Source organism: Candidatus Pelagibacter sp. PS_06, from assembly GCF_059418045.1.
On sequence record NZ_CM182078.1, the window covers coordinates 426,258 to 438,467 of the forward strand.

Consider the following 12,210-nt stretch of genomic DNA (forward strand, 5'->3'; position numbering starts at 1 on the left):
ATTAAGATAAATCTATTGCAAACTTTTTTAAAGTTTCAATAGGCATGTGTTTTAAAGTATTTTTATGAGTCCTCTTTAAAAATATTGGACAACCTTTTCCAGCATCAACTGCTTTTGCATACCAGCTTGCACAAACACACCATCCGTCTCCATCTTTTAAACCAGGAAACCCAAATTCTGGATGCGGTGTAATTAAGTCATTACCTGCAATTTTTAACCATTCTAAAAATTCAGTTGTTACTTTTGCACAAACTGTATGAATACCATGATCATTTTCATCTGTATTACAACAACCATCACGGTACCAACCTGTTAAAGGATTGTTGGAGCACTCTTCTAGATCTTCACCTAGAACATTTTTTTGTTTTTCACTCATTTAGATTTTTGTTGGGTTAGGTTGACCTTTATAAACTTCTTCTGGATCAAACTTTTTTTCTTTTTCTAAAAATTTCATTTCTATTTCTCGACCATTATCAATTGGTCCCATTGGGATTGATCTATAAAAACAAGATCTATATCCAACATGGCAACTTGCACCATCACCTATATCAACAGTCATCCAAATTGAATCTTGATCATCATCAATTCTTAGTTCAGTTACTTTCTGAGTAAAACCACTAGTTTTGCCTTTGTGCCAGATAGCCTTTCTAGATCTACTAAAATAATGAGCTTCTTTGGTTTCAATGGTTTTTTTAAAAGCTTCAACGTTCATATACCCATGCATTAATACGTCTTTTGTTTTAGAACACATGGTAATTACAGGGATTAGTCCATCATTATCAAACTTAGGCGATAGAAGATTTCCTTCTTCTATTTCTAGGACATTTTCTCTCTTTTTGAACATATGGATTGATTATTTAGCATAAATCTAGATATATTAAATATTTTAAAAATGAGTATTTACTGTATAAAAAGGCGCTATGAAATTAGTTAAAGACAATGAAGGTAAAATATTAGATGCAAACAATGTTTCTGATAAAGAAGCTGAAGAAGCATTCAAGACTATTTTAACTTGGTTGGGCGAAGACCCGACCAGAGAAGGTTTATTGGAAACTCCAAAAAGAGTAATGAAGGCCTATAAAGAATATTTTGCTGGCTACAAAGTTGATCCAAGTAAGATTTTAGATAAAACTTTTGGAGATGTAGATGGTTATGACGACATGGTAATTCAAAAAAATATTTCTATTCAAAGTCATTGTGAACACCATATGGCTCCAATTATTGGTAAAGCTCATGTAGCATATATACCAAAAGAAAGAGTTGTTGGATTAAGTAAACTTGCTAGAGTTGTGGAAGTATTTTCAAAAAGGTTACAAACACAAGAAAGACTAACAATGCAAGTTGCTAAGACATTAATGGAGTCATTAGATGCAAAAGGTGTAGCAGTAACAATCGACTCAACTCACCAATGTATGACAATGAGAGGAATTAAAAAAGAACAAGCATCGACTGTTACAAACTACTATTTGGGACAATTTAAAGAAGATCTAAGTTTTCAAAATAGATATTTAAGATTCATAAGTATCACAAAAGATTAAAGTGTCAGATCAATTCAAAGCATTAATTATCAATCAAGAAGGTGATAATTTTACTAGAGAAGTAAAATCAATTGATAAAAGCTTTTTAAAACATGGCGATGTAACTATTAAAGTAGATTATTCAGATCTTAATTTTAAAGATGGAATGATTCTAAAGAATGGTGGAAGATTAGTTAAAGAGTTTCCTCATATTCCAGGAATAGATTTTTCAGGTACTGTTTTAGAAAGTGAAAACTTAAAATTCAAAGAAGGTGATGAAGTAATTTTAACAGGCTTTAGAGTTGGCGAAGTTTTCTTTGGTGGATATTCACAAATAGCAAAAGTTAATGCAGATTTTTTAGTTAAGAAACCTAAAGATCTAACGAGTAAACAAGCAATGATATTAGGTACAGCTGGATTTACTTCTTTAATGAGTGCTTTTGCAATTCAAGCAAGAGAAAGTATTTTATTGGGTGAAAAAGTTAACGATGTGTTGGTAACAGGTGCTACAGGTGGTGTAGGTAGTGTAGCGGTTATGGCCTTATCAAAACTAGGTTACAATGTTACTGCTGTTACAGGAAAAGATTCTAAATCTGATTACTTAAAGTCACTAGGTGCTAAAAATGTTGTAAATAGGTCTGAATTTGACAAGGACCCAAGATTAATTGATAAAGGTTTATGGGATGGTGTAGTCGATACTGTCGGTGGAAAAATTTTAGCAAACGCAATAGTTCAAACAAAACCGAGTGGTATTATTGCAGTTTGTGGGAATGCAAATAATAATGAACTTAATACAAGCGTAATCCCTTTTATGTTAAGAGGAATTAAACTTTGGGGAATGGACTCTGCAAATTGCAGTATTAAAAGAAGAGAATTTATATGGTCAGAAGCTTCTAAATTAATTGATTTTGATTTACTTGAAAAATCAATTTTAACAGTTAGCTTAGAAGAATTGATTGAAACTTATCCAAAAATTTTAAAAGGTGAAATTTCTGGTAGAGTTATAGTTGATTTAAACAAATAATGGATTGGGATAAATTAAAAATTTTTCATGCAGTAGCTGAAGCAGGTAGTTTTACTAATGCAACAGTCAATCTAAATCTAAGTCAATCTGCAATTAGTCGACAAATTCAATCACTAGAGCAAGATCTAAAAGTTCAATTATTTGAAAGACATGCTAGAGGATTAACTCTTACTGAAAATGGTGAATATGTCTTTAAAACAGCACATGAGGTAATCAGCAAACTAAAAGAAGTTGAAACATCATTAGGAGACCAAAAAAATAAACCAACAGGAAAATTAACTATTACAACTGTTAGAAGTTTTGGCACACACTGGCTAACACCTAGAATTCAAGAGTTTATGAGATTAAACCCTGAAATAGAAATTGAATTAGTATTTGATGACAAAGAATTAGATTTAAGCACACGACAAGCTGATATTGGTATTTTTATGAGAAGACCAAAACAATTAAATTATATTCAAAAAAAATTAGTTGATATTAAATATTATGTTTATGGATCTAATAAATATTTGGAAAAATTTGGAATGCCAAAAACAATTGCTGATTTAAACAAACATAATTTTATTTCTTTTGGAAAAGGTGCGCCGTCTCCAGTTTATAATCCAGATTGGGCATTAAAACTTGGAATGCATGATGGTAAAAAAAGAAAAACTGTTATGAAAGTAAATAGTGTTATGGGTCTACTTTTAGCGGTAGAATCTGGAGTGGGGCTAGCTGCTTTACCAGAGTATTTGGTGTCAAATTCATCAAATGTAATTAAAGTATTACCTAAATCTGAAGGACCGATTACAGAGTCTCATTTTGTTTACCCTCAATCACTTAAAAATACCGCTAGAGTTCAAGCTTTTAGAAATTTCTTGTTTAGTAAAATTGGTGACTGGAAATAAAAAGTTTCCTAACTAATTTTTATCTTTCATATAAAAAAACCTTTACAACTGCGACAATATATGCGATTGATAATCATTCGCAATGAGAATAATTCTCAGTCGCAAATCAATAAGGGTAAAGAAAAGGATAAAATGAAAAAAAAAAGTTTATTAGTACTAGCTTTGGTTTTCTTTACCAATATGGTTTTTGCAGCTGAAGTTAATGTATTTAGTGCAAGACATTACGACTCAGATATTCAGCTTTATGAAAAATTTACTAAAAAAACAGGCATAAAAGTAAACGTTGTATCGGGAAAAGATAAAGCTCTTCAAAAAAGAATAATAGAAGAAGGAGCTGACTCTAAAGCAGACATTTATATTACTGCAGATGCAGGAAGATTAGGCGCATTTGATGCTAAAGGAATGTTTCAAAATTCAATGACTTCAACTATCAAGGCCGCTGTTCCAAAAAACTTTAGATCTAAAAACTGGACTGGAATAGCTAAGAGAGCAAGAATTATGTATTACTCTCCAGAAAGAGTTAATGCCAATGAGTTAAATGGAATGACTTACGAAGGTCTTGCAGATCCTAAATGGAAAGGCAGAGTTGTTATAAGAAAATCAAATAATATTTATAATCAATCACTTGTTGCTTCAATAGTAAAAAATAATGGAAAAAAAGCTACTTGTGAATGGTCAAAAGGTGTTGTTGCTAATATGGCAAGAGACTCAAAAGGAAATGACAGAGCTCAAATATTAGCAGTTGCAGCAGGAGAGGCTGATTTAGCTGTAGCTAATACTTATTACTTGGCATTAATGTTGTCTGGAAAAAAAGGAGCAGAACAACAAGCAGCTGCTAAAAAAGTATTGCCATTTTTCCCAAATCAAGGTGATAGAGGAACTCATATGAATATTAGCGGAGGTGGAGTATTAAAAAATGCACCAAATCCAGAAAATGCAAAAAAACTTCTTGAGTTTTTATTAACAAAAGAAGCACAAGAGCATATTGTTAATAACACATTTGAGTATCCAATGATTGATGGTGTTGAACCACATGATCTTGTTAAACAAATGGGTCTTGGCTTTAAACAAGATTTGAATACTAAAGTTATTAATTATGGAAAAAATCAAGCAATAGCATTGGAGTGCATGCTTGCTGCTAAGTGGAAATAAATAATAATGGAAAAAAATTTATTTAATTTTGATAAAAATAATTCTTCCAATGTAAATGGTTCTCAAGTGGGTCAGATAACATGTGAACCATGTGCAAATGAATGTAAAAAAATTGAAATTAAAATAAATAATAGAAAATTATCTGATATTAAAAACGAAGAGATTGATCGTCTCATAAGTGTTTTTAACAAAGTGGATTAATTTTCAAAAAAAAGTGAACATAATTTAATAGTCTTTACCCTTCTATTAATTATGTTCACTTAATTATAAAGGGTAAGTATGTATTTAAGAAAAATAAATATTTGGTATTTAAGTTCTTTTTTAATTTCAGTTGTTGTAGCAATACCAATTGTTACTGTATTTTCTAGCTTTTTTGATAGCACTGGTGAATATTCTTCTATTATCAAGAATACATTTCTTTACGATTATATATTTAATTCTTTAACTCTTTTATCTGGGGTATTATTTTTAACTTTTATAATTGGAGTGTCGAGTGCTTACTTAGTTTCCTTTTATAAGTTTACAGGATCAAATTTTTTTAAATGGGCATTAATCCTATCTTTTGCAGTGCCAGCTTACATTTACGCTTATTCATTAACAGCTTTTTTTGAAAATTATGGAACAGCCTTTTCAATTTTAAAAAATCTATTTGGAGATGGTGATTATAACTCCCAAATACCTAAGTTTGATGGAATGTTGGGAGCGATAGTTGCAATTTCGTTTTCATTATTTGGGTATGTCTATGTGTTAACAAGAGCTTCTTTCCACCATCAATCTCAAAATTTAATAGAACTTGGAAGAAATCTTGGTTTTAGTAAACAAAAATCTTTTTTTAAAATAATTTTACCTTCTGCAAGACCTGCAATAGTTGCTGGATTATCACTTGTTGCAATGGAAACTTTATCTGATTTTGGTGCAGTATCATTTTTTGGAATATCCACTCTTACTACTGGAATTTATAATGCATGGATTTCATTTGATGATCTTGCTTTAGCAAATCAGCTATCTTTTTATCTGTTAATTTTTATACTTGGATTGTTTGTATTAGAAAATCTATCTAGAAGAAAAGCTCAATATCATTCTCCAACCAAAGGGGGATTTAAAAAGAAATCATTAACTACTTTAAGAGGTTATAAATCTTTATTAGCTTTTTCTTTTTGTTTTTTAATTTTTTTTGTAAGTTTTTTATTTCCTGTTCTTCAAATGCTTTATTGGACAATTGTTTTTCCAAAGCATTTAATTGATTTAGATCTAATTAATTTATTTTCCAATACTATAATCTTAGTTTTATTATCAAGTATTGTTTTAATTAGTTTTGCCTTTATTTCTAATTATGGAAATAGATTGTCTAAAAGTAAATTTTTAGAAATGTTAACTACTTTTTCAATATCAGGTTATGCTATTCCTGGGATTATTTTAGCTGTAGCATTTATTACTTTTATCTCTTGGTTTGATAAAAACATTATTAGTTTCTTCGATCTAAAAAATATAAAATCAATTTTTATTGGATCTATTTTAGGTCTGGTTATAGTTTATTTTATTAGGTTTTATTCACTTGCAAATAATGGAATTAAATCAGGTTATTTAAAAATAAGTTATTCAATTGATGAAAGTGCTTATTTACTTGGTTACTCAAAATTAAAAACTTTTAAGAATATTCATATACCTTATTTAAAAAATTCTATTCTATTGATAGGCATTTTGATCTCTATCGAAATTATTAAAGAGTTACCCATAACATTAATAATGAGACCGTTTAATTTTGAAACTTTTGCAACTCAAGCCTATATTTATGCTTCTCAAGATTTATTAGAAGCTGCTGCAGCTCCCTCGTTATTTCTTATTCTTATTGCAAGTTTCTTTATTTTAATTACATCTAGATATATTCTTAAGGATTAATTGATTTATGGCACAAAACTTTTTAGAAATCGAAAATGTTACTTTTGCTGCTAGTGATAAAAATAAAGTCAATAATGTTACGCTTAATATAGAGAATGAAGGAGATATTGTTTGTCTGCTGGGCCCATCAGGTATTGGTAAGACAACTATATTAAGAACTGTAGCTGGTTTAGAAAAAATTCAATCAGGAAGAATTTCTTTAAAAAATAAAACTTTATCTTCTAAAGATGTGCATGTTGAACCTGAGAACAGAAATATTTCTCTAGCATTTCAGGATAATTCATTATTCCCACACTACAATGTACTTCAAAATATTCAATTCGGAGCAGAAAGAAATAAGAAAAAGAAAAAAAGCTTAACCATTAATGAAGTTATTCAATTTCTTCATTTAGATCATGTCAAAGATAAATTTCCCCATCAAATTAGTTCTGGAGAAGCTCAAAGAGCAGCGTTAGCAAGAGCATTACTTTCTAAACCAGATTTACTTTTGTTAGATGAGCCTCTATCAAATGTGGATCAAAGTTTTAAAGAAGAAATTCAAGTTAAACTAAAACAAGTTTTAACTGATTTAAAAATTACTACTATTATAGTTACACACGATTCTTATGAGGCATTTTATCTTGGAAGCAAATGTGGAATAATTTTAGATAGCCAATTAAAACAATATGATGACCCTTATAACGTTTATCATTTTCCAAATTCTGTAGAAGTAGTGAATTTTTTAAATAGAGGGATTTTAATTCCAGCAAAAGTTACAGGTGAAAATAGTTTAGAAAATAAAGATCTTGGAACTATAAATGGGAATTTCACCAAACATTATCCAAAAGGTTCTGATGTTCAGTTATTATTACAGCCAGAAGATCTTGAGCATGATGATCAGAGTAATTTGAAGCTAGAGGTTGTAGATAGAAAATTTAGAGGTACCAACTTTATCTACACTTTAAAGACTGGTAGCAATTTATTGATACCAGTTTTTGTACACTCTCATCATATGCATCAACATGAAGTGGATGAAAAATTTGGTATTAAAAGACCAATTAATATTGATCACATAGTTTGTTTTTAATAAAAGAAGCTGATGCTTTCAAAAAAACAATTATTTACCAAGGGGATGATGGATATTTCTCCACACATGTTATCCGTAATTCCTTTTGGTATTATTTGTGGTGCAATTGGAGTTGAACTTGGCTTTAGTCCATATTTAGTCTATGCAATGTCATTTATTATTTTTGGAGGAGCTTCACAAATTGTATTTCTGCAGGTACTTTCAGGAGGGGCATCCAGTTTAGTTGCTGTTACATCAGTTGGAATTATCAACTCAAGACATTTATTGTATGGTGCGGTTTTATCAGAATATTTAGAAAAATTATCTTTTTTAAAGAAGTTATTAATTTCTTACATCGTTGTAGACCAGGGTTTTGCAGAATCTAATAAATTTTTTAAAAAAAATAAATCTGAACAACATCTACATTACCATTTAATTGGAACAGGTTGTACCATGTGGATTTGTTGGCAAGTTGCAACATTATCAGGAATTATTTTGGGATCATTTTTACCAGCGGAACTTGGGCTAAAATTTACAATACCACTTACTTTTATAGCAATTGTTGTACAAGATTTAAAAAAGATTGATCATTTAATTGTTATGATCACTTGTGGCTTAAGTTCTTTATTATTTTTTGATGCACCATTTAAGTCTTACATAATTATTGCCCCAGTCATTGCACTTTTTGTAGCCTCAATAATAACGAGGTTAAAAAAATGACCTGGGTATCAATTATCATTGCAGGAATATTAACTTATTTGACTAGAATGACTATGATTGCTTTAGTTGATAGAGAAATGCTTGGAGATAAGATTAAAGCAGTATTGGAATATGTTCCTTCAGCAGTATTTCCTGCAATAATATTTCCAGCAATTTTTATCAATGATTATGGGGCATTTATAGAAATGAATGATCCTAAAATTTTTGGAGCTATTGTTGCAATTATTGTTGGTTATTTTTCCAAAAATATTATTGCAACTATTTTATCTGGATTGATTTCTTATTGGTTTTTAATATTTGTTGTATTTAGTTAGCACCTAATTGAATATTCTTACTAACATTGTTATCCATCATTTCAGGTTTAGATAGATTAAGGTTGGACATAATTTCAATATATTCATCAACGTTCTTTACTTGCAATCTAGGATTAAATTTTTTTTCTTTTTCAATAGTACTTACTTTTTCACCATTATAATCATGACCAGGGTAAAGAAGTGTTTCTTCTGGCAATTTTAAAAGTTTATCAAATATAGAATGATAAGAGTCTTTTGAATTTCCATTTTGAAAATCTGTTCTGCCAGTTCCATTAATTAAAAGCGCGTCACCTGAAAAAAGATAATTATCTAACAAAAAACTATAGCTTTCTGCTGTATGTCCTGGTGTATAAATAGATCTAATGTTTAAACCATCAATATTTATTAGTTCATTATCCTTTACTTTGATTTCAACTGCATCAGCGGGGGTATGCTCTCCCATAAGTGTGGCACAATTTGTGACTTGTTTTAATTTAGAGGCACCCGTTACATGATCGGCATGAATGTGAGTATCAATGACTTTTACAAGTTTTAGATCAAGATCTCTTAACAGCTGAATATAATCATTAACATTTTCTAAAACTGGATCAATTATTACAGCTTCGCGACCTTTTGCCGAAGCAATTAAATAAGTATAAGTTGAAGTTTTTTTATCAAATACTTGTTTAAAGATCATTTAATATTAGTATCAAATTATTATGAATACCTCCACATTTGATTGGACTTGTAAGCACACTTGGAAAACAAGTGCAAAAAATACTATGTGGTGTGTGATTGGTTGTTCCATTGGAGATTTTGGTACAATCTTATTTTTTCAATTATCAAACATCTCATTTCCAATTTTGGGTATAATGATTTTAGCAATTATTAATGGCTTAATTACTAGTATTATTTTGGAAACTTTTATTTTGATGAAACAAAATATTGAATTTAAAAATGCACTTAAAACTGCAATGGGCATGAGTTTTATTTCGATGATAAGTATGGAAATAACAATGAATATTACAGACTATCTGCTAACAGGTGGGGCCTTGTTAACATGGTGGGTGATACCAATCATGTTAATAGTAGGTTTTTTAACACCTTGGCCATATAACTATTGGCGATTGAAAAAATTTGGAATTGCTTGTCACTAACATCACAAAAAAAATTTTAAACTAATGCCTAATAAAAATTTAATTATATTAACTATTTGCCAAGTTTTTTCATTTACGGCACCACCAATTACAGTTTTTATAAGTGGGATTGTTGGGTTAAAAATTTCTCCAATAGCTTCATTAGCAACACTTCCAACATCGTTATCAATTGTTGGTACAGCCGTATTTTCATTTTTTGCAGCAAAAATAATGAGTAAAATTGGAAGAAAAAAAGGTTTTATATTGTCATCAACGTACTCGAGTTTAGCATCATTACTTGGTGCTTATTCAATTTATACAGAAAATTTTGTTCTGTTTTGTATATCGTGTTTTGTAATTGGTACTGGGATTGCTTTTACCCATCAGTATAGATTTGCAGCAGCAGAAACAGTTAACAAAAATGAAAGTTCTAGAGCTATTTCTATATTGTTACTTGCAACAATTCTTTCGGCTTTAATAGGTCCTAATGTTGCAAACTTTACAAAAGATATAATTTCAGATCATCTTTACACAGGATCTTATATTTCTTTAGCTGTACTAACTATTATACCAGTTTTTTTATTATTTTTTTACAGAACAGACAAGAATCCAAAACCTAAAGAGAGTGCCAATGGCAATCAAAGATCCTATTTTGAATTAGTACAAAATCCAATAATTCTTCAAGCAATTGTTACCGCTGCGTTTGCATATTCAATAATGTCATTCATTATGACTGCAACTCCAATTAGTATGTATAAAATGCATGGATTTACATTAGGCTCAACAAGCATTGTTATTCAATCCCATATAATAGGAATGTTTTTACCATCTTTGATTACAGGAACATTAATAAAAAAATACGGACATTCTAAAATAATTTATTCTGGAACTTTAATTTATTTAATTTGTATCTTTTTAAGTTTTTATGATCAAACATTCATAAATTATTTAATCGCACTTGTATTATTAGGTATTGGATGGAATTTTTTATTTATAGGAGGAACTAGTTTGTTGGTACTCTGTTACAAAGAAAGTGAGAAATTTAAAGTACAAGGTTTTAATGATGTATTAGTTTTTTCAATACAGTCCATAGCAAGTCTTACTGCAGGTTATTCAATTTTAAAATTTAGCTGGAATGAAATTAATTTAGCATGCATCCCTCTAGTTATATTGATTATATTAGTTTCGATAAGATCAGATATATATCAAAAAAAATTAGCTGTTTCTAAATCTTAGGTAGATTTTATCTAAATAGTAAAAAAGAGAAATAGCTCTTAAAATCATAAAGATACAAAGTGAAATCCAAATCCCATTATTAAAAATTAATTTTGTTAAAATTATTGAAATTATTAAATAACTCAAAACTGAAAACACCATTGCATTTCTTAATTCCTTAGTTTGAGAAGCACCAATAAAGATGCCGTCAAATTGATAGCAAAAAGATGAGATTAAAGGCAAAATGATTAACCAAATTACATAGGATGAGCTTAGCTCTCTTATCTCTTCTAAATCAGACATAAGGTTTATTACATACTCATATGCAAAAAAGTAGATTATTGAAATTATTAATCCAGATATAGAGCTTAATATAAATGAATTTTTAACAATATTTTTAAAAAGACTTAGATCTTTTTTACCTAATGAATATCCTACTATTCCTTCAGTAGAAAATGCATATGCATCCAGTATAAAAGCCGATAGAAAAACAAGATTTATTAGTATGGCGTTTGCTGCAACATAATCCTCCCCAATTTGAGTACCGAGATAAGTAAACCATAAAAAAGAAAAAGTTAGCAATACTGTTCTTATAAAAATATTTAAATTTATATTAAAAATATTATTGATCTTTCTTAAATTAAATATTTGCTCAAAATCAATTTGAATTTTAGTAAATTTAGATAAATAGTAGAACGTATAAATCAAAAAAATTGTTGAAGTTATTAAGGCTGAAAACAAAGTACCATAAGCCACACCTTTAATATTTAGATTAAATATTGTGACGAGAACAATGCTTATTAAGATATTTAATATAGAGAAAAATCCAACTGCAAAGCTAGAAGTCTTAGTTTTTTGTAAGCCAATAAATAATCCAGTTATTATATATAAAGTTAATTCACCTGGCGCTGAATAAACTCTAATTCTAAAATATTGCTTATAAATATCTCTAGTAATTTCAGATAAATCAAAAACTTTTAAGCTTAAATTTAATATAAAATTTTGAAGTAAAATTATTATTATTGAAATGAATGTGACAAATAAAAGATTTCGAATAACAATATTTAAGATTTCTGAATAATCATTTCTTCCATTCGCTTGAGACACCATTCCAACTGTACCCATTCTTAAAAATCCAAAACTCCAAAAAATCATTGAAAATAGATTTGCTGCAACCGATGTTGCTGATAGGTAGGAGAGATTTCCTAAATTTCCCATTAAAGCAGTATCTATAATGCCAACCATTGGAACTGCTAGATTGGCAAAAAATATGGGTATTGATAATTTTAAGATGTATTGAATTGAGGATTTTTGCATTAGTT

At 29.2% G+C, this 12,210-nt stretch carries 15 protein-coding genes; 11 read left to right on the forward strand and 4 right to left on the reverse strand.

The features are described from left to right. Position 1: 1 nt before the first annotated feature. Positions 2 to 376 (reverse strand): DUF2237 family protein, encoded by a 375-nt coding sequence (locus AC5SLZ_RS01925; protein ID WP_494615933.1) that lies wholly within the window; start codon positions 374 to 376, stop codon positions 2 to 4. Continuing rightward, positions 377 to 844, reverse strand: coding sequence for a phosphoribosyl-AMP cyclohydrolase (gene hisI / locus AC5SLZ_RS01930; RefSeq protein ID WP_494615934.1), 468 nt, complete (start codon positions 842 to 844; stop codon positions 377 to 379). A gap of 76 nt (positions 845 to 920) precedes the next feature. Here hisI and folE point away from each other — a divergent pair, with 76 nt between their 5' ends. The 9 genes from folE (at position 921) to AC5SLZ_RS01975 (ending at position 8,558) form a co-directional block, all read left to right on the forward strand. After that, positions 921 to 1,538: a GTP cyclohydrolase I FolE gene (folE, locus tag AC5SLZ_RS01935; protein WP_494615935.1), complete on the forward strand. Its 618-nt coding sequence runs from the start codon at positions 921 to 923 to the stop codon at positions 1,536 to 1,538. Between the two features lies 1 nt (position 1,539). Further along, positions 1,540 to 2,541, forward strand: a complete 1,002-nt coding sequence (locus AC5SLZ_RS01940) for an MDR family oxidoreductase (RefSeq protein ID WP_494615936.1) — start codon at positions 1,540 to 1,542, stop codon at positions 2,539 to 2,541. Continuing rightward, positions 2,541 to 3,428 carry a LysR family transcriptional regulator gene (locus AC5SLZ_RS01945; protein WP_494615937.1) on the forward strand — a complete coding sequence of 296 codons (888 nt, stop codon included), beginning with the start codon at positions 2,541 to 2,543 and terminating at the stop codon, positions 3,426 to 3,428. Before AC5SLZ_RS01940 ends, AC5SLZ_RS01945 begins: the two co-directional genes overlap by 1 nt. Before the next feature lie 132 nt (positions 3,429 to 3,560). Continuing rightward, entirely contained in the window at positions 3,561 to 4,580 is a 1,020-nt protein-coding gene (locus AC5SLZ_RS01950) for an extracellular solute-binding protein (protein WP_494615939.1), read from the forward strand. A 6-nt stretch (positions 4,581 to 4,586) separates the two neighbouring features. Continuing rightward, complete coding sequence (locus AC5SLZ_RS01955; protein ID WP_494615940.1) at positions 4,587 to 4,781, forward strand: hypothetical protein; 195 nt, start codon at positions 4,587 to 4,589, stop codon at positions 4,779 to 4,781. A 78-nt stretch (positions 4,782 to 4,859) separates the two neighbouring features. After that, positions 4,860 to 6,479, forward strand: a complete 1,620-nt coding sequence (locus AC5SLZ_RS01960) for an ABC transporter permease (protein WP_494615941.1) — start codon at positions 4,860 to 4,862, stop codon at positions 6,477 to 6,479. A gap of 7 nt (positions 6,480 to 6,486) precedes the next feature. Then, positions 6,487 to 7,545 (forward strand): ABC transporter ATP-binding protein, encoded by a 1,059-nt coding sequence (locus AC5SLZ_RS01965; RefSeq protein WP_494615942.1) that lies wholly within the window; start codon positions 6,487 to 6,489, stop codon positions 7,543 to 7,545. Positions 7,546 to 7,557: 12 nt separating this feature from the next. Beyond that, positions 7,558 to 8,244 (forward strand): AzlC family ABC transporter permease, encoded by a 687-nt coding sequence (locus AC5SLZ_RS01970; RefSeq protein WP_494615944.1) that lies wholly within the window; start codon positions 7,558 to 7,560, stop codon positions 8,242 to 8,244. After that, complete coding sequence (locus tag AC5SLZ_RS01975) at positions 8,241 to 8,558, forward strand: AzlD domain-containing protein (RefSeq protein ID WP_494615945.1); 318 nt, start codon at positions 8,241 to 8,243, stop codon at positions 8,556 to 8,558. The genes AC5SLZ_RS01970 and AC5SLZ_RS01975 overlap by 4 nt, the downstream gene beginning before the upstream one ends. Here the strand turns inward: AC5SLZ_RS01975 and AC5SLZ_RS01980 are convergent. Continuing rightward, positions 8,551 to 9,234 carry an MBL fold metallo-hydrolase gene (locus AC5SLZ_RS01980; RefSeq protein WP_494615947.1) on the reverse strand — a complete coding sequence of 228 codons (684 nt, stop codon included), beginning with the start codon at positions 9,232 to 9,234 and terminating at the stop codon, positions 8,551 to 8,553. The two genes, AC5SLZ_RS01975 and AC5SLZ_RS01980, sit on opposite strands and share 8 nt — an antisense overlap. A gap of 85 nt (positions 9,235 to 9,319) precedes the next feature. Between AC5SLZ_RS01980 and AC5SLZ_RS01985 the strand changes: the two genes are divergently transcribed. Next, positions 9,320 to 9,694 (forward strand): DUF4396 domain-containing protein, encoded by a 375-nt coding sequence (locus AC5SLZ_RS01985; protein WP_494616219.1) that lies wholly within the window; start codon positions 9,320 to 9,322, stop codon positions 9,692 to 9,694. Between the two features lie 24 nt (positions 9,695 to 9,718). Then, positions 9,719 to 10,909 (forward strand): MFS transporter, encoded by a 1,191-nt coding sequence (locus AC5SLZ_RS01990; RefSeq protein ID WP_494615948.1) that lies wholly within the window; start codon positions 9,719 to 9,721, stop codon positions 10,907 to 10,909. Here AC5SLZ_RS01990 and AC5SLZ_RS01995 read toward each other — a convergent pair. Then, positions 10,889 to 12,205 carry an MATE family efflux transporter gene (locus AC5SLZ_RS01995; RefSeq protein ID WP_494615950.1) on the reverse strand — a complete coding sequence of 439 codons (1,317 nt, stop codon included), beginning with the start codon at positions 12,203 to 12,205 and terminating at the stop codon, positions 10,889 to 10,891. The two genes, AC5SLZ_RS01990 and AC5SLZ_RS01995, sit on opposite strands and share 21 nt — an antisense overlap. Positions 12,206 to 12,210 lie beyond the last annotated feature (5 nt).

Bases quoted from the DNA above. Each gene is read 5' to 3' on its own strand.
- AC5SLZ_RS01925 (WP_494615933.1), bottom strand. From the start codon at position 376: ATGAGTGAAAAACAAAAAAATGTTCTAGGTGAAGATCTAGAAGAGTGC.
- hisI (WP_494615934.1), bottom strand. From the start codon at position 844: ATGTTCAAAAAGAGAGAAAATGTCCTAGAAATAGAAGAAGGAAATCTT.
- folE (WP_494615935.1), top strand. From the start codon at position 921: ATGAAATTAGTTAAAGACAATGAAGGTAAAATATTAGATGCAAACAAT.
- AC5SLZ_RS01945 (WP_494615937.1), top strand. From the start codon at position 2,541: ATGGATTGGGATAAATTAAAAATTTTTCATGCAGTAGCTGAAGCAGGT.
- AC5SLZ_RS01950 (WP_494615939.1), top strand. From the start codon at position 3,561: ATGAAAAAAAAAAGTTTATTAGTACTAGCTTTGGTTTTCTTTACCAAT.
- AC5SLZ_RS01955 (WP_494615940.1), top strand. From the start codon at position 4,587: ATGGAAAAAAATTTATTTAATTTTGATAAAAATAATTCTTCCAATGTA.
- AC5SLZ_RS01960 (WP_494615941.1), top strand. From the start codon at position 4,860: ATGTATTTAAGAAAAATAAATATTTGGTATTTAAGTTCTTTTTTAATT.
- AC5SLZ_RS01965 (WP_494615942.1), top strand. From the start codon at position 6,487: ATGGCACAAAACTTTTTAGAAATCGAAAATGTTACTTTTGCTGCTAGT.
- AC5SLZ_RS01970 (WP_494615944.1), top strand. From the start codon at position 7,558: ATGCTTTCAAAAAAACAATTATTTACCAAGGGGATGATGGATATTTCT.
- AC5SLZ_RS01975 (WP_494615945.1), top strand. From the start codon at position 8,241: ATGACCTGGGTATCAATTATCATTGCAGGAATATTAACTTATTTGACT.
- AC5SLZ_RS01980 (WP_494615947.1), bottom strand. From the start codon at position 9,234: ATGATCTTTAAACAAGTATTTGATAAAAAAACTTCAACTTATACTTAT.
- AC5SLZ_RS01985 (WP_494616219.1), top strand. From the start codon at position 9,320: ATGTGGTGTGTGATTGGTTGTTCCATTGGAGATTTTGGTACAATCTTA.
- AC5SLZ_RS01990 (WP_494615948.1), top strand. From the start codon at position 9,719: ATGCCTAATAAAAATTTAATTATATTAACTATTTGCCAAGTTTTTTCA.
- AC5SLZ_RS01995 (WP_494615950.1), bottom strand. From the start codon at position 12,205: ATGCAAAAATCCTCAATTCAATACATCTTAAAATTATCAATACCCATA.